Below are 16956 nucleotides of genomic sequence, written 5' to 3'. Positions count from 1 at the left end.
ACTGTATGGTATACTCATTCTTGATTGACAAAAACAAGAGAAATCAATAAGATTAATGAAGACTTGAATCCACCTCTTAAGGAGGCACTAGCATGTCAGATTACCTCGTAATCGTGGAGTCGCCTTCTAAGGCGAAAACCATTGAGAAATATTTAGGAAAAAAATACAAAGTCGTCGCGTCTATGGGACATGTTCGCGATTTACCAAAAAGTCAGATGGGGATAGAAGTCAAAAATAACTTCAATCCGAAATACATTACCATTCGTGGTAAAGGTCCTGTTTTAAAAGATTTAAAATCAGCAGCAAAAAAAGTGAAAAAAGTCTATCTCGCAGCCGATCCAGACCGCGAGGGAGAAGCAATCGCTTGGCATTTAGCGAATACGTTGAATGTAGATGTTGAATCAGATTGTCGGGTTGTATTTAATGAAATTACAAAAGATGCAATTAAAGAGTCATTTAAACATCCTCGTGCAATCAATATGGATTTAGTAGATGCGCAACAAGCAAGGCGGATACTTGATCGACTTGTTGGTTATAATATTAGTCCTTTATTATGGAAGAAAGTCAAAAAGGGATTAAGCGCAGGACGCGTACAATCTGTAGCAGTTCGCTTAATAATTGAGCGTGAAAAGGAGATTCAAAGTTTTATTCCTGAAGAATTCTGGACAATTAAAACAGAATTTGTAAAAGGAAAAGAAACATTTGAAGCGTCATTTTACGGTGTGAACGGTGAAAAAGTTCAGCTAACAAATGAGACGCAAGTAAAAGAAATAATTGAAAAAATGAAGGACAATGCGTTCTCAGTTGAAGATGTAACGAAAAAAGAGCGAAAACGGAATCCTGCATTACCATTTACAACGTCTTCCTTGCAGCAAGAGGCGGCGCGCAAATTAAATATGCGGGCGAAGAAGACAATGATGCTTGCACAACAGCTTTATGAAGGGATAGATATTGGTAAGCAAGGAACTATGGGTCTTATTACGTATATGAGAACAGATTCAACACGCATTTCAGAAACAGCTCAAGAAGAAGCACGTTCTTACATTACTGAAGCGTTTGGTTCGGAATACATAGGAACAGAGAAGAAGAAAGAAACGAAAAAAGCAAATGCACAAGATGCGCATGAAGCAATTCGTCCAACTTCTGTGATGAGAAAGCCAGAGGAACTGAAAAGTTTCTTAAGTCGTGATCAACATCGTTTGTATAAATTGATTTGGGAACGATTTGTTGCAAGTCAAATGGCATTTGCTATAATGGATACCGTTACAGCTAAACTCATTAACAATGATGTTCAGTTCCGTGCAAGTGGATCAGTAGTTAAATTCCCAGGATTTATGAAAGTATATGTAGAGTCAAAAGATGATGGTGCAGAAGAAAAAGATAAAATGTTGCCTCCATTAGAAATAGGAGAAACGGTATTTTCAAAAGATGTGGAACCAAAGCAGCATTTTACGCAGCCACCGCCACGTTATACGGAGGCTCGCTTAGTTCGGACACTTGAAGAACTTGGAATTGGGAGACCGTCTACTTATGTACCGACACTCGAGACGATTCAAAAACGAGGATACGTTGCATTAGATAATAAACGATTTGTTCCTACTGAACTTGGAGAAATTGTAATTGAACTCATTTTAGAGTTTTTCCCGGAAATTATTAATATCGAGTTTACTGCCAACATGGAGCAAAGCCTTGATGAGGTAGAAGAGGGGAAAGCAAATTGGGTAAAAATTGTTAATGATTTCTACGTAGGTTTTGAACCCCGTTTAGAAAAAGCGGAAAAGGAAATGCGTGAAGTTGAAATTAAAGATGAACCCGCTGGGGAAGACTGTGAGTTGTGTGGTCACCCGATGGTCTTTAAAATGGGTAAATATGGGAAGTTTATGGCTTGCTCAAATTTCCCTGATTGTCGAAATACAAAACCGATTGTGAAAGAAATCGGTGTAACTTGTCCGAAATGTGATAAAGGACAAATTATTGAACGTCGAAGTAATAAAAAGAAGCGTCTTTTCTATGGGTGCGGCACATATCCAGAATGTGACTTTGTATCTTGGGATAAACCGATTGGCCGGAAATGTCCAAAATGTGAAGGTATGCTTGTAGAGAAGAAATTGAAAAAAGGCGTTCAGGTACAATGTATTTCTTGTGATTATGAAGAGGAACAACAAATGTGAGCGTAACTGCTCACATTTTTTTCGGAATAGAAAAGGAAAGGTGAAAAATATATGACAACACAAGTAGTAAACGTCATTGGTGCAGGTCTTGCAGGGAGTGAAGCAGCTTATCAAATTGCAAAACGTGGTGTCCAAGTGAACTTATATGAAATGAGGCCTGTAAGACAAACACCGGCTCATCATACAGATAAATTTGCTGAGTTAGTATGTAGTAACTCACTTCGTGCAAATACATTAACGAACGCTGTTGGTGTTATTAAAGAAGAAATGCGCCAAATGGATTCTGTTATTATTCGTGCGGCAGACGAATGCTCTGTGCCAGCAGGAGGAGCGTTAGCTGTAGATCGTCATGAGTTCGCAGCAAAAGTAACAGAGTATGTGAAAAATCATCCAAACGTAACTGTGATGAACGAGGAAATTACAGAAATTCCAGAAGGACCAACTGTTATTGCAACGGGCCCGCTTACATCTCCAGGTCTTTCTGCACAGCTGAAAGAACTAACTGGTGAAGATTATTTTTATTTTTATGATGCTGCTGCACCGATTGTCGAGAAAGATAGCATTGATATGAACAAAGTATATTTAAAATCTCGTTATGATAAGGGAGAAGCAGCATATTTGAACTGCCCGATGACAGAGGAAGAGTTCGATCGTTTTTATGATGCTTTAATTGCTGCGGAGACAGTGCCATTAAAAGAGTTTGAGAAAGAAGTATTCTTTGAAGGGTGTATGCCTGTAGAAGTAATGGCTGGCCGTGGCAGACAAACATTGGTATTTGGTCCGATGAAACCAGTCGGGTTAGAAGATCCAAAAACAGGAAAAACACCGTATGCTGTTGTTCAATTACGTCAAGATGATGCAGCAGGAACGTTATACAATATTGTTGGGTTCCAAACACATTTAAAATGGGGACCTCAAAAGGAAATATTGCAGTTGATTCCAGGATTAGAAAATGCCGAAATTGTACGCTATGGCGTAATGCATCGTAACACATTTATTAATTCGCCTAAGTTACTTCGTCCAACGTATCAATACAAACATCGTGATGATCTATTCTTTGCAGGTCAAATGACAGGTGTGGAAGGATATGTAGAATCAGCTGCTTCAGGTCTGTTAGCAGGCATTAATGCAGCTCGTCTTGTAAAGGGAGAGGAGCCTGTTGTATTACCTTCTGTAACTGCAATGGGAAGTATGGCGAATTATATCACTGCAACAAATGCGAAAAATTTCCAACCGATGAATGCGAACTTTGGTTTATTTGCACCGTTAGAAAAGAAAATTAAAAAGAAACAAGAGCGAAATGAAGCGTATGCAACACGCGCTTTAGAAACAATTCAAAATTTTGTAAATATTTAGTTAAATTTCTTGCAAAGGCTACTGAGTTGTGATACGATTTAGTAGCCTTTATTGAGGTGAGTTATATGAATGTGAAGAAATTGTTACAATTATTCGTTGGATATTTACAAATTGAAAGAAATTATTCAAAATATACAATTGCAAGTTATCAAAATGATTTAGAACATTTTGTGCAATTTATGGAGCGAGAAGGTATATCCTCTTTTTTAGATGTTACATACGTAGATGTTCGTTTGTACTTAACAATGTTACACGATGAAAAGTTAGCCCGTAAATCTGTCGCAAGAAAAGTATCAAGTTTACGAAGTTTATATCGTTTTCTGATGCGTGAAGGATATCGAGAAGATAATCCGTTTGCACTTGCGTCACTCCCCAAAAAAGAATGGTCAATCCCAAAGTTTTTGTACGTCGAAGAATTAGAGAATTTGTTTGAAGCTTCTGACATGGAAACACCGCTAGGTCAAAGAAATCAAGCTTTATTAGAGGTAATGTATGCAACAGGGATCCGTGTGAGTGAATGTGTAAGTTTACAACTTACTGATATTGATTTTTCGGTAGGTACAATTCTAGTGATGGGGAAAGGCAAAAAACAAAGGTACGTTCCGTTTGGGAGCTATGCACAAGATGCTTTAACTACTTATATAGAAAACGGGAGAAAACAGTTAGCTAAAAAAACAGAGGAACACTCTCAAATGGTGTTTTTAAATGCAAAGGGTACGCCGTTAACAGATCGAGGTGTGCGTTATATTTTAAATGAGCTCATTAAGAAAACTTCCCTTACAATGCGAATAAGTCCACATATGTTAAGGCATACATTTGCCACACATATGTTAGATGAAGGCGCAGATTTACGAACTGTGCAGGAGTTATTGGGGCATGAAAATTTATCAGCGACACAAATTTATACGCATGTTTCAAAAGAAAGATTGCGTTCTGTTTACATGAAGCATCACCCGCGGGCATAAATTGCTTTTAAAGCTATAAAAACATATAAAGGAGTTTTTTCTATGGGAAATTTCCACGCTACAACGATATTTGCCATTCACCATAATGGAGAGTGTGCTATGGCTGGCGACGGACAAGTGACATTTGGTAATGCTGTTGTAATGAAGCATACAGCACGTAAAGTTCGCAAACTCTTTCAAGGAAAGGTGTTAGCTGGATTTGCAGGCTCTGTTGCAGATGCATTTACTCTATTTGAAATGTTTGAGGGAAAATTAGAAGAGTATAATGGGAATCTACAACGTGCCGCAGTCGAAATGGCGAAACAATGGCGTGGTGATAAAATGCTACGTCAATTGGAAGCAATGCTAATCGTTATGGATCAAACGACGTTACTTCTTGTTTCGGGAACAGGAGAAGTAATAGAGCCAGATGACGGTATTTTAGCAATCGGTTCAGGTGGGCATTATGCACTTGCTGCTGGCCGCGCTTTAAAGCAACATGCGAGTGAACATTTAACAGCAAAAGCAATTGCGAAAGCAAGTTTAGAAATTGCTGGTGACATTTGTGTGTATACAAATCACAATATTATTGTGGAAGAATTGTAGAATCGTAAGGGAGGCATTTTATATGCATTTACATTTTACTCCGCGTCAAATTGTAGAAAAATTGGATCAATATATTATTGGTCAAAAAGATGCAAAAAAAGCGGTTGCAGTAGCGCTTAGAAATCGATATCGCCGCAGTAAACTAGCAGAAGATTTACGCGATGAAATTGCTCCGAAGAACATTTTAATGATCGGACCGACAGGAGTCGGAAAGACAGAGGTAGCGCGACGAATGGCTAAGCTCGTTGGAGCACCTTTTATTAAGGTTGAAGCGACGAAGTTCACAGAAGTTGGATATGTCGGCCGAGATGTAGAATCGATGGTGCGTGACCTTGTGGAAACATCAGTTCGCATTGTGAAAGAAGAAATGGTCGTAAAGGTTAAAGATAAGGCTGAGGAGCAAGCGAATCAGCGACTTGTTGAAATTTTGGTACCAAGTCCGCAAAAACAATCCGGATTCAAAAATCCGTTAGAAATGTTGTTTGGGGGAAATCAAAACACAAATCAGACAGCTGAAACACACGATAATATAGAAATTGAAAAGAAGCGCCAAGAAGTTGAAAAGAAACTTGCAGCTGGCTTACTTGAAGATGAAATTGTATCGATTGAAGTGACGGAACAACAATCTTCGATGTTTGATATGTTGCAAGGGACTGGCATGGAACAAATGGGGATGAATTTCCAAGATGCATTAGGGAGTTTTATGCCGAAAAAAACGAAAAAACGAAAACTTTCTGTAAAAGAAGCAAGAAAAGTCTTGACAAATGAGGAAGCACAGCGCTTAATTGATATGGATGAAGTTACACAAGAGGCTGTTTATCGTGCTGAACAGCTCGGGATTATTTTTATTGATGAAATTGACAAAATTGCTGGTAAGCAGTCGAATAGCGTGGATGTATCGCGTGAAGGTGTACAGCGTGATATCTTGCCAATTGTCGAAGGATCGAATGTTGCAACGAAATATGGATCGGTGAAAACAGATTATATTTTATTTATTGCGGCTGGTGCTTTCCATATGTCTAAACCGTCTGATTTGATTCCAGAACTGCAAGGAAGATTCCCGATCCGAGTGGAATTAACAAAATTATCGGTAGATGATTTTGTTAAAATTCTTGTAGAACCTGATAATGCTTTAGTGAAACAATATATAGCATTATTAGCAACTGAAGGTATAGAAATTGAATTTTCTGACGATGCTATTCGTAAGATTGCTGAGATTGCTTATCAAGTTAATCAAGATACGGATAATATTGGAGCGAGAAGACTTCATACTATTATGGAGAAACTTCTTGAAGATTTATCGTTTGAAGCATCTGAAATTACGTTAGAAAAAATAACGATAACACCTCAATATGTAGAGGAGAAATTAGCAACAATTGCTAAAAATAAAGATGTGAGCCAGTTTATTTTGTAATAGTGTCATCAGGTGACTCGCCCTAGTTTCCAAGTGATGAAAAAATATGAGAGTAACATGTAGGAGGAACTTTTGAAATGGAATTATTAGCAAAAACGAGAAAATTAAATGCGTTATTACAGAGCGCTGCAGGAAAACCTGTAAACTTTAGAGAAATGTCAGACACAATGTGTGAAGTAATTGAAGCGAACGTATTCGTTGTAAGTCGCCGTGGTAAATTATTAGGATATGCAATTCACCAACAAATCGAGAACGAACGTATGAAACAAATGCTTGCAGAGCGTCAATTCCCAGAAGAGTATACACAAAGCCTATTTAACATTACGGAAACATCTTCAAACTTAGATGTAGATAGCGCGTATACAGCATTCCCTGTAGAAAACAAAGAATTATTTGGTCAAGGTTTAACTACAATCGTGCCAATCGTTGGTGGCGGTGAGCGTTTAGGTACACTAGTGTTAGCTCGTCTTGGTCAAGAATTCTTAGATGATGATTTAATCCTTGCTGAATACAGCTCTACTGTAGTAGGTATGGAAATCTTACGTGAAAAAGCAGAAGAAATCGAAGAAGAAGCTCGTAGTAAAGCAGTTGTTCAAATGGCGATTAGCTCTTTATCTTACAGTGAGTTAGAAGCTATTGAGCACATCTTTGAAGAATTAAACGGAACAGAAGGTTTACTTGTTGCAAGTAAAATTGCTGATCGCGTAGGGATTACACGTTCTGTAATCGTAAACGCACTTCGTAAATTAGAAAGTGCAGGCGTTATTGAATCACGTTCTTTAGGTATGAAAGGAACATACATTAAAGTATTAAATGACAAGTTTTTACATGAACTTGCTAAATTAAAAACAAACTAATTTGCAAAAAAATCTCTCCTTCTATGAGGAGAGATTTTTTATTTTCCGAGAGATTTATTATGAATTTGTGCGAAGTATATATTTATCTTCTCTTGTGGGTAAGGATTTTTTAAGTGAAACTATATAAAGCCACTGTAATGTAAAACAAAAGGTAACCAGTACTTGTTCTTTGTTTGTGTTAAATTCTGGTGAGGCAGGAAGATGGTCTAATCGGTTCAATGCATAGAAGGATGGTCTCTATTACTTAAACAGAAAGGATTTTGGAGGCTTTTCAATTTGCATGTATATAGCATTGAATAAGAGGAAAAAGACGAATAGAATCATAATCAAAAAGAAAGTTTCACATTGTTCGTATTTTCGACTTGATTGTACAATTTCATTATGATATAGTAAGCAGTGGTGTCAGTACAAAGTACACACGTTTACTGATTTAAGTGTTGGTGCTACGCTTGTAGTTTCGCTTAAAGATGAAGTAAACGGAGGATATCAAAAACCATTTAGGAGGAACTAAACTATGTCAGTAATTTCTATGAAGCAATTGCTTGAAGCTGGTGTTCATTTCGGACATCAAACTCGTCGTTGGAACCCAAAAATGAAACGTTACATTTTCACAGAGCGTAACGGTATCTATATCATCGACTTACAAAAAACTGTGAAAAAAGTTGAGGAAGCTTTCAACGTAATGCGTAACATCGCTGCTGAAGGTGGAGACATCTTATTCGTAGGTACAAAAAAACAAGCACAAGAAGCTATTAAAGAAGAAGCAACTCGTGCTGGTATGTACTTCGTTAACCAACGTTGGTTAGGTGGAACGTTAACAAACTTCCAAACAATCCAAAAGCGTATCAAGCGTCTTAAAGACATCGAAAGAATGCAAGAAGATGGTACTTTCGAAGTACTTCCTAAGAAAGAAGTTGTTCAACTTAAGAAAGAGTTAGAGCGTCTTGAGAAATTCTTAGGCGGCATTAAAGATATGAAAGGTCTTCCAAGTGCATTATTCGTTGTAGACCCTCGTAAAGAGCGTATCGCAGTTGCTGAAGCACGCAAATTACACATTCCAATCATCGGTATCGTTGATACAAACTGTGATCCAGACGAAATCGATCACGTAATTCCAGCAAACGATGATGCAATTCGTGCTGTAAAACTTCTTACATCTAAAATGGCAGACGCGATCCTTGAAGCAAAACAAGGTGAAGAGACTGTTACTGCGTAACAAATTTGGAAAGGTGATAAGGGGTTCGGCCTTTTATCACCTTTTTTAAGGTATAAATACATATTTTAGGAGGATGAAAAGTATGGCAATCACTGCACAAATGGTAAAAGAACTTCGCGAAAAAACTGGCGCAGGTATGATGGACTGCAAAAAAGCTTTAACAGAAATGAATGGCGACATGGAGAAGGCAATTGACTTCTTACGTGAGAAAGGTATTGCGAAAGCTGCGAAAAAAGCAGACCGCATTGCTGCTGAAGGTTTAACTTACATCGAAACAAACGGTAACGATGCTTTAATCTTAGAATTAAACTCTGAAACTGACTTTGTTGCGAAAAACGAAGGTTTCCAAGCTTTAACAAAAGAATTAGCTGCTCACTTATTAGCTAACAAACCTGCATCTGTTGAGGAAGCTATGACTCAAACAATTGCAAACGGTAAATCAGTAGAAGAGCACATCAATGAAGCAATTGCTAAAATTGGTGAAAAACTTACACTTCGTCGTTTCGAAATCGTAACAAAAACTGATGCGGATGCATTCGGTGCTTACTTACACATGGGTGGACGTATTGGTGTAGTAACAGTTCTTGAAGGTTCTACTGATGAAGCAGCTGCTAAAGACGTAGCAATGCATGTTGCAGCAGTTAACCCTAAATACATCGACCGCGATGCTGTAACAGCTGAAGAAGTTGAGCATGAGCGTCAAGTATTAACGCAACAAGCTTTAAACGAAGGCAAGCCTGAAAAAATCGTTGCTAAGATGGTTGAAGGTCGCCTAGGTAAATTCTTCGAAGAGATTTGCTTACTTGACCAAGCATTCGTTAAAAACCCTGATATGAAAGTTCGTCAGTTCGTTGAGTCTAAAGGCGGAACAGTTAAAGGATTCGTTCGCTACGCTGTTGGTGAAGGTATCGAGAAGCGTGAAGACAACTTTGCTGAAGAAGTAATGAACCAAGTAAAAGGTAACAACTAATACAGTTTAGGGAACACATTGTGTTCCCTTTTTTAAAATAAAGATGTAAGCCATTGGAGGTTCATTATGAGTAAACCGAAATATAATCGTGTCGTTTTAAAGTTAAGCGGTGAAGCTTTAGCTGGTGAAAAAGGATTTGGAATTAACCCAGCTGTTATTAAATCAGTTGCAGAACAAGTGAAAGAAATTGCAGAACTTGATGTAGAGGTTGCTGTTGTTGTAGGTGGCGGAAACATTTGGCGTGGAAAAATCGGAAGCGAAATGGGCATGGATCGTGCAGGAGCGGATTACATGGGCATGTTAGCGACAGTTATGAACTCATTAGCTCTTCAAGATAGCTTGGAGAACATTGGGATTCAAACACGTGTTCAAACTTCTATTGAAATGCGTCAAGTGGCAGAACCTTATATTCGCCGTAAAGCGATTCGTCACTTAGAGAAGAAACGTGTTGTGATTTTCGCAGCAGGTACAGGTAACCCATATTTCTCTACAGATACAACTGCAGCTTTACGTGCGGCGGAAATCGAAGCTGATGTTATTTTAATGGCGAAAAATAATGTAGACGGTGTTTACAGTGCAGATCCTTCTGTTGATGAAACCGCTACGAAATATGAATCACTGACATACTTAGATGTATTAAAAGAAGGTTTAGGTGTAATGGATTCTACTGCTTCTTCATTATGTATGGATAATGATATTCCACTAATTGTATTCTCAGTTATGGAAAAAGGAAATATTAAACGTGCCGTTTTAGGCGAAAATATTGGAACAATTGTAAGGGGGAAATAAATATGGGACAACAAGTATTAAAAACTGCAAATGAAAAAATGGAAAAAGCAGTTGGTGCTTACTCTCGCGAGTTAGCTTCAGTTCGTGCTGGCCGTGCAAGCGCGTCTGCTTTAGATAAGGTACAAGTTGATTACTATGGTGCACCAACACCTGTTGTGCAATTAGCGAACATTACAGTTCCTGAAGCACGTTTACTTGTCATTCAACCTTATGATAAAACATCTATCGGTGATATTGAAAAGGCAATCTTAAAAGCTGATTTAGGTTTAAACCCTTCTAATGACGGATCAGTAATTCGTATCGCATTCCCTGCATTAACGGAAGAACGTCGTAAAGACTTAGTAAAAACTGTTAAGAAATATGCTGAAGAAGCAAAAGTAGCAGTTCGTAACGTACGTCGTGATGCGAACGATGATCTTAAAAAGCTTGAAAAAGCTGGCGATATTACAGAAGACGATTTACGAGGATATGCTGAAGATATCCAAAAAGAAACAGATAAATATATTGCAAAAGTTGACGAAATCGCAAAAAACAAAGAAAAAGAAATCATGGAAGTGTAATAGCGATACCTTCGCAAATATGACCCTCTTCTTAAGGGGGTCTTTTTACACTTTTAGGCATACGTCTGCTTGTTGGAGGGTATGAATGATGTTTAAAAAGTTTCCTTTTTTTAAAGGTAAAAAGGTCGCATCGTTTGATCATCTCGTTGAAAAAGTGAAAAAGGGATATATCCCAGAGCACATTGCGATCATTATGGATGGTAATGGAAGATGGGCAAAGAGAAGAGCAATGCCCCGCATTGCCGGACATCATGAAGGAATGCAAGTAGTAAAAAAAATTACGAAATTTGCTAGTAAACTTGATGTAAAAGTGCTGACTCTTTATGCTTTTTCTACTGAGAACTGGAAAAGACCGAAAAAGGAAGTCGAATATTTAATGAAACTTCCAGAAGAATTTTTAGGTACATTTTTACCAGAGTTGATTGAAGAAAATGTACAAGTTCGAGTAATTGGACAAAAAGATCGTCTTCCTACGCATACGCGCAGAGCGATGGAAAAAGCCATGGAAGATACAAAAGAGAACACGGGATTAATTCTCAATTTTGCGTTAAACTATGGAAGTCGCGATGAAATCGTTTCTGCTGTGCAACATATGATGAAAGATAACGAAGAAGGGAAAGTTCGTTCAGAAGATATAAATGAAGAAATGATTTCTTCATACTTAATGACAAGTTCTTTACCTGACCCAGACTTGCTTATTCGTACAAGTGGGGAATTGCGTATTAGTAATTTCATGCTATGGCAAATTGCGTATTCGGAGCTTTGGTTTACAGATGTGTATTGGCCAGATTTTACCGAGGAACATTTGCTACATGCAATTACAGACTTTCAACATAGAGGGCGCAGATTCGGAGGCGTGTAGAAAGAGAGGGTTTGGTAGTGAAACAGAGAATTATTACTGGAGTGATTGCTGCCGCGCTATTCATTCCCATCGTATTTTATGGTGGCGTGCCTTTTACAGTTTTAGTGTATGCACTTGCTTCTATTGGATTATATGAATTAGTTCGTATGAACAAGCTTACATTTATTTCGGTGCCAACGTTTTTAGCTGCATTATTATTATGGATTATTTTAGTTCCAAGTAATGCACGAGGAGTTTTTGATTGGATTGGATTAGATAAATTAGAAATCACATTTTTGATTGTGTTATTACTTTTATCATATACAGTCCTTTCGAAGAATACATTTACTTTTGACAATGCTTCATTTTTACTGATGGCAACGACGTATGTTGCAATGGGATTCTTGTATTTAAATGAAACGAGAATAGCCGGGATTGAATATGTGTTTTATGCATTGTTTGTTATTTGGGCAACTGATTCAGGCGCATATTTCATAGGAAAAGCAGTTGGAAAAAGAAAATTATGGCCAGAGATTAGTCCGAATAAAACGATAGAAGGCTCATTAGGCGGTATTCTGTGTGGTATTGTTGTTGCTTTTGTGTACAATATGTTTTTCCAAGTGCATGAGAATATTGGAATGGTAATTATTGTTACAGTTGCAATATCTATTTTTGGACAAATTGGTGATTTGGTGCAATCCGCATTTAAACGCCATTACGGTGTGAAAGATTCAGGTACAATTTTACCTGGGCATGGTGGAATATTAGATCGAACAGATAGCTGGTTGTTCGTATTACCGATTTTACACTTCTTACATTTCATTTCATAATAAAACGAGGGGTTGGAATCATGAAAAACATTAGTTTATTAGGGGCAAGTGGATCGATTGGAACACAAACTTTAGACGTATTACGCTTGCACCCAGACCAATTCCGTCTCGTTGCTTTTTCTGTAGGGAAAAATATTGACTACGCAGTAAAAGTTATTCAGGAATTTTCTCCTCAGCTTGTCTCCGTACAAAGAGAGGAGGATGTTGTCAGGTTACAATCCGTTTCTGGAAATACAAAAGTAGTATGTGGTGACGAAGGACTATTAGAGGTAGCTCTTCATCCGAGTGCAGAAGTTGTTATAAATGCTGTTGTAGGTAGCGTAGGATTGTTACCAACACTTCGTGCAATTGAGGCAAAAAAAACAATTGGAATTGCGAATAAAGAAACATTAGTAACTGCAGGACACATTGTAATGGAAGCTGCACGCAAACATAATGTGTCATTACTTCCAGTAGATAGTGAGCATTCAGCTATTTTTCAATGCTTGAATGGAGAAAATGAAAAACGAATCTCGCGCTTAGTTATCACTGCTTCAGGCGGGAGTTTCCGTGATAAAACGAGAGATGAATTGCATCATGTAACAGTAGAGGATGCGCTTCGTCATCCAAACTGGTCAATGGGTTCGAAAATTACAATTGATTCTGCTACAATGATGAATAAGGGGCTGGAAGTAATCGAAGCGCATTGGCTTTTTGGCATACCTTATGAGCAAATCGATGTTGTTTTACATAAAGAAAGCATTATTCATTCTATGGTTGAATTTGAGGACCGTAGTGTAATGGCACAGCTCGGCTCACCAGATATGCGCGTACCAATTCAATATGCACTTACATATCCTGATCGATTACCACTTTCAGATACAAAACAGTTAAATTTATGGGAAATTGGAACACTGCATTTTGAACAAATGAACCAAGAGCGTTTCCGTTGCCTACGCTTTGCGTATGAAGCTGGAAAAACGGGCGGAAGCATGCCAGCTGTAATGAATGCAGCGAATGAAGTTGCTGTGGCAGCCTTTTTACAAAAGAAAATTGGTTTCTTAACAGTAGAAGATCTCATTGAAAAAGCAATGCACCATCACAATGTCATTGCGCGTCCGAGCTTAGAGGAAATTCAGGAAATTGATGCAGCCACAAGACGGTTTGTGATGGAACAAATTTAGCAAAGGTGGTTATGGAATTGAATACAGCGATTGCCTTTATATTAATTTTTGGTGCACTCGTATTTTTCCATGAGCTAGGGCATCTATATTTCGCCAAAAGAGCGGGTATTTTATGCCGCGAGTTTGCGATTGGTTTTGGACCAAAAATATTTTCATTTGAAAAGAATGAAACGGTATATACAGTTCGGCTGCTGCCACTTGGAGGCTATGTTAGAATGGCTGGCGAGGATGCAGAAACGGTTGAATTAAAACCAGGAAAAAAAGTTGGACTTGTGCTAAATGAAAACGAAGAGGTTATGAAATTAGTTCTAGACGGGCGCGAAAAGTATCCGAATGTTCGCGTGATTGAAGTAGAACAAGCGGATTTAGAACATAATCTCACAATATCTGGTTACGAAGAATACGAGGAGGAATTGCAAACTTTCCGTGTGAATGAAAAAGCTCGTATTGTTTCAGCTGGAGAAGAAATCCAAATCGCTCCGTTTAACAGGCAATTTGGTTCTAAAACGTTAGGGCAGCGAGCGTTAACAATCTTTGCAGGTCCTGCTATGAACTTCATTCTTGCGTTTGTTATTTTTGTTATCATTGGATTGGTACAAGGTATTCCTGTTGATAAGCCAATGATTGGCAAAATAATGAAGGATAGTGTTGCAGAACAAGCAGGATTGAAACAACATGATACGATTCAAGCAATTGATGGGAAAGACACGAATACGTGGAAAGATGTTGTTTCGATTGTACGTGAGCACCCAAATAAAGAAATTACCCTTCAGGTAAAACGTGATAGCGAACAATTTAATGTAAAAGTAACGCCAACAGCTGATAAAGAAGGTAAGGAAGAGGTTGGTAGAATTGGTGTATACTCTCCTGTAGAGAAATCTATTGTTGGTTCTATTCAATCAGGTTTTGAGCAGACGTATACATGGACAAAATTAATTTTTGATTCCCTGATGAAATTAGTAACGGGGCAGTTTTCTATTAATGATTTATCAGGTCCGGTAGGGATTTATAATTTAACAGACCAAGTAGTAGATTATGGTTTCACTCGTGTTCTGAGCTTGGCGGCTGTTTTAAGTATAAACCTTGGTTTATTCAACTTATTACCTGTTCCTGCTCTTGATGGAGGACGCTTGTTCTTCTTCTTAATCGAAGCGTTGCGAGGGAAACCAATTGATCGTCAAAAAGAAGGAATGGTTCACTTTATTGGTTTTGCGTTATTGATGCTACTTATGTTAGTTGTAACGTGGAATGACATTCGGAAGTTTTTCTTGTAAAATAAAGTGGAATAAAATTCACGATATTTTTTGTGAATAATGAATGAAATGAATAGAACTCTTAAAGTAGCAATCCCTCACCTAATTTGAGGTGGGGGGTTTTACTGCGTATTAGAGTAAATTAAAGAGGTGCGAATAGATGAAACAAAGTACGGTATTTAGTCCTACATTACGTGAAGTACCAGCTGATGCTGAGATTAAAAGTCATCAATTGCTACTTCGTGCAGGGTTTATGCGTCAAAACGCTTCTGGTATTTACAGTTTTTTACCACTTGGGTTAAAAGTATTGCACAAAGTGGAACGTATTGTTCGAGAAGAGATGGAACGAGCAGGGGCTGTAGAATTATTAATGCCAGCAATGCAAGCGGCTGAATTATGGCAAGAATCAGGTCGCTGGTATTCTTACGGTTCTGAGTTAATGCGTATGAAAGATCGTAATGATCGTGAGTTTGCATTAGGAGCAACGCACGAGGAAGTTATTACAGATCTTGTACGTGATGAGATTAAATCTTATAAAAAATTACCGTTAACACTATATCAAATCCAAACAAAATTCCGTGATGAGCAAAGACCTCGTTTTGGTTTATTACGCGGAAGAGAATTTTTAATGAAAGATGCTTACTCTTTCCATGCGACACAAGAAAGTTTAGATGAAGTTTATAATCGCATATATCAAGCATATTCTAATATTTTTTCTCGCTGTGGCTTGAATTTCCGTGCTGTTATTGCTGATTCTGGAGCAATGGGTGGTAAAGATACACATGAATTTATGGTATTATCGGATGTAGGAGAAGACACAATTGCGTATTCTGATACATCTGATTATGCAGCAAATATTGAAATGGCTCCAGTTGTTGCTTCGTATACAAAGAGCGATGAAGCCGAAAAAGCACTTGAAAAAGTAGCAACACCAGATCAAAAAGCAATTGAAGAAGTTTCTGCATTTTTAAATATCGAAGCATCAAATTGCATCAAATCTATGGTCTTTAAGGTCGATGAAAAGTTTGTTGTTGTACTTGTTCGCGGGGATCATGAAGTAAATGATGTAAAAGTGAAGAACGTATACGGCGCTTCAGTTGTTGAACTTGCTTCATATGACGAAGTAAGAGAACTGTTAAATTGTGAAGTGGGCTCTCTAGGCCCAATTGACGTAGCAGATGATGTTGAAGTCATTGCTGACCATGCAGTAGCAGCAATTGTAAATGGTTGCTGTGGAGCAAATGAAGAGGGATTCCATTATGTAAATGTAAATCCAGAGCGTGACTTTAAGGTGAGTCAATATACAGATTTACGTTTCATTCAAGAAGGAGATCAATCTCCAGATGGACAAGGGACAATCCGTTTTGCCCGTGGTATCGAAGTTGGACATGTATTTAAATTAGGTACACGTTATAGCGAAGCAATGAATGCAACGTTCTTAGATGAGAATGGAAAAACGAAGCCACTTATTATGGGATGCTATGGTATTGGGGTGTCTCGTACAGTTGCGGCAATTGCCGAACAGTTTAATGATGAGAATGGTCTGGTTTGGCCAAAAGCTGTTGCACCATTCCATGTACATGTGATTCCAGTAAATATGAAGTCTGACGCACAACGCGAAGTAGGCGAAACAATCTACAATTCATTACAAGAACAAGGCTATGAAGTATTGTTAGATGATCGTGCGGAGCGTGCAGGTGTTAAATTTGCTGATGCGGACTTATTCGGTCTTCCAGTTCGAGTAACAGTTGGTAAAAAAGCTGATGAAGGCATCGTTGAAGTAAAAGTACGTGCTACAAATGAATCTGCAGAAGTGAAGGTAGAAGAACTTCATGCATACATTACTAATATTGTAAAATAAGAAGAGGTACCTCCAGGTGAGGTACCTTCTATTTCTATGTAAAGTAAAAGGTAATGAGTTAAAGGGAAGAAATCTTTCTTTGCCGAAAGTTTCGATTTATAATAGCAGATGGAAGGAGGATGTTT

15 protein-coding genes are annotated in these 16956 nt (G+C 38.0%); all 15 read left to right on the top strand.

What is annotated here, in order from left to right; all coding sequences use genetic code 11:
- The first annotated feature begins 92 nt into the window (after positions 1-92).
- The 15 genes from topA (at position 93) to BLV40_RS01155 (ending at position 16831) form a co-directional block, all read left to right on the top strand.
- The gene (gene topA / locus BLV40_RS01225) at positions 93-2171 is read left to right on the top strand and encodes a type I DNA topoisomerase (RefSeq protein WP_090687108.1); all 2079 of its coding nucleotides are present in this window, start codon (positions 93-95) and stop codon (positions 2169-2171) included.
- A gap of 51 nt (positions 2172-2222) precedes the next feature.
- Complete coding sequence (gene trmFO / locus BLV40_RS01220; protein WP_026590317.1) at positions 2223-3527, top strand: FADH(2)-oxidizing methylenetetrahydrofolate--tRNA-(uracil(54)-C(5))-methyltransferase TrmFO; 1305 nt, start codon at positions 2223-2225, stop codon at positions 3525-3527.
- Between the two features lie 65 nt (positions 3528-3592).
- Positions 3593-4492: a tyrosine recombinase XerC gene (gene xerC / locus BLV40_RS01215; protein WP_090687107.1), complete on the top strand. Its 900-nt coding sequence runs from the start codon at positions 3593-3595 to the stop codon at positions 4490-4492.
- Between the two features lie 42 nt (positions 4493-4534).
- Positions 4535-5077, top strand: coding sequence for an ATP-dependent protease proteolytic subunit HslV (gene hslV, locus BLV40_RS01210; RefSeq protein ID WP_003199482.1), 543 nt, complete (start codon positions 4535-4537; stop codon positions 5075-5077).
- A 22-nt stretch (positions 5078-5099) separates the two neighbouring features.
- Positions 5100-6491: an ATP-dependent protease ATPase subunit HslU gene (gene hslU / locus BLV40_RS01205; protein ID WP_026590319.1), complete on the top strand. Its 1392-nt coding sequence runs from the start codon at positions 5100-5102 to the stop codon at positions 6489-6491.
- Between the two features lie 77 nt (positions 6492-6568).
- Positions 6569-7348, top strand: a complete 780-nt coding sequence (gene codY, locus BLV40_RS01200) for a GTP-sensing pleiotropic transcriptional regulator CodY (protein ID WP_026590320.1) — start codon at positions 6569-6571, stop codon at positions 7346-7348.
- A 514-nt stretch (positions 7349-7862) separates the two neighbouring features.
- Positions 7863-8564, top strand: a complete 702-nt coding sequence (gene rpsB / locus BLV40_RS01195; protein ID WP_026590321.1) for a 30S ribosomal protein S2 — start codon at positions 7863-7865, stop codon at positions 8562-8564.
- 82 nt (positions 8565-8646) lie between these two features.
- The gene (gene tsf, locus BLV40_RS01190) at positions 8647-9534 is read left to right on the top strand and encodes a translation elongation factor Ts (protein ID WP_090687105.1); all 888 of its coding nucleotides are present in this window, start codon (positions 8647-8649) and stop codon (positions 9532-9534) included.
- A 66-nt stretch (positions 9535-9600) separates the two neighbouring features.
- Positions 9601-10323, top strand: a complete 723-nt coding sequence (pyrH, locus tag BLV40_RS01185) for a UMP kinase (RefSeq protein WP_026590323.1) — start codon at positions 9601-9603, stop codon at positions 10321-10323.
- A 2-nt stretch (positions 10324-10325) separates the two neighbouring features.
- On the top strand, positions 10326-10883 hold the full coding sequence (gene frr, locus BLV40_RS01180; protein WP_026590324.1) for a ribosome recycling factor: 558 nt from the start codon (positions 10326-10328) through the stop codon (positions 10881-10883).
- A gap of 85 nt (positions 10884-10968) precedes the next feature.
- Positions 10969-11745: an isoprenyl transferase gene (locus BLV40_RS01175; RefSeq protein WP_026590325.1), complete on the top strand. Its 777-nt coding sequence runs from the start codon at positions 10969-10971 to the stop codon at positions 11743-11745.
- Positions 11746-11762: 17 nt separating this feature from the next.
- A complete protein-coding gene (locus tag BLV40_RS01170; RefSeq protein WP_026590326.1) occupies positions 11763-12554 on the top strand; it encodes a phosphatidate cytidylyltransferase in 792 nt (263 codons plus the stop codon).
- Positions 12555-12574: 20 nt separating this feature from the next.
- The gene (gene dxr, locus BLV40_RS01165; protein ID WP_090687103.1) at positions 12575-13717 is read left to right on the top strand and encodes a 1-deoxy-D-xylulose-5-phosphate reductoisomerase; all 1143 of its coding nucleotides are present in this window, start codon (positions 12575-12577) and stop codon (positions 13715-13717) included.
- A 17-nt stretch (positions 13718-13734) separates the two neighbouring features.
- Entirely contained in the window at positions 13735-14991 is a 1257-nt protein-coding gene (gene rseP / locus BLV40_RS01160; RefSeq protein ID WP_139265437.1) for an RIP metalloprotease RseP, read from the top strand.
- A 139-nt stretch (positions 14992-15130) separates the two neighbouring features.
- Positions 15131-16831: a proline--tRNA ligase gene (locus BLV40_RS01155; RefSeq protein ID WP_026590329.1), complete on the top strand. Its 1701-nt coding sequence runs from the start codon at positions 15131-15133 to the stop codon at positions 16829-16831.
- Positions 16832-16956 lie beyond the last annotated feature (125 nt).

The organism is Bacillus sp. 166amftsu, from assembly GCF_900107445.1.
Taxonomy (GTDB): Bacteria; Bacillota; Bacilli; order Bacillales; family Bacillaceae_G; genus Bacillus_A; species Bacillus_A arachidis.
This window is presented reverse-complemented; position numbering and strand designations above follow the sequence as displayed.

What these genes read in the sequence shown, in the direction of transcription:
- topA (WP_090687108.1), top strand. Translation starts at nt 93, where the DNA reads ATGTCAGATTACCTCGTAATCGTGGAGTCGCCTTCTAAGGCGAAAACC.
- trmFO (WP_026590317.1), top strand. Translation starts at nt 2,223, where the DNA reads ATGACAACACAAGTAGTAAACGTCATTGGTGCAGGTCTTGCAGGGAGT.
- xerC (WP_090687107.1), top strand. Translation starts at nt 3,593, where the DNA reads ATGAATGTGAAGAAATTGTTACAATTATTCGTTGGATATTTACAAATT.
- hslV (WP_003199482.1), top strand. Translation starts at nt 4,535, where the DNA reads ATGGGAAATTTCCACGCTACAACGATATTTGCCATTCACCATAATGGA.
- hslU (WP_026590319.1), top strand. Translation starts at nt 5,100, where the DNA reads ATGCATTTACATTTTACTCCGCGTCAAATTGTAGAAAAATTGGATCAA.
- codY (WP_026590320.1), top strand. Translation starts at nt 6,569, where the DNA reads ATGGAATTATTAGCAAAAACGAGAAAATTAAATGCGTTATTACAGAGC.
- rpsB (WP_026590321.1), top strand. Translation starts at nt 7,863, where the DNA reads ATGTCAGTAATTTCTATGAAGCAATTGCTTGAAGCTGGTGTTCATTTC.
- tsf (WP_090687105.1), top strand. Translation starts at nt 8,647, where the DNA reads ATGGCAATCACTGCACAAATGGTAAAAGAACTTCGCGAAAAAACTGGC.
- pyrH (WP_026590323.1), top strand. Translation starts at nt 9,601, where the DNA reads ATGAGTAAACCGAAATATAATCGTGTCGTTTTAAAGTTAAGCGGTGAA.
- frr (WP_026590324.1), top strand. Translation starts at nt 10,326, where the DNA reads ATGGGACAACAAGTATTAAAAACTGCAAATGAAAAAATGGAAAAAGCA.
- BLV40_RS01175 (WP_026590325.1), top strand. Translation starts at nt 10,969, where the DNA reads ATGATGTTTAAAAAGTTTCCTTTTTTTAAAGGTAAAAAGGTCGCATCG.
- dxr (WP_090687103.1), top strand. Translation starts at nt 12,575, where the DNA reads ATGAAAAACATTAGTTTATTAGGGGCAAGTGGATCGATTGGAACACAA.
- BLV40_RS01155 (WP_026590329.1), top strand. Translation starts at nt 15,131, where the DNA reads ATGAAACAAAGTACGGTATTTAGTCCTACATTACGTGAAGTACCAGCT.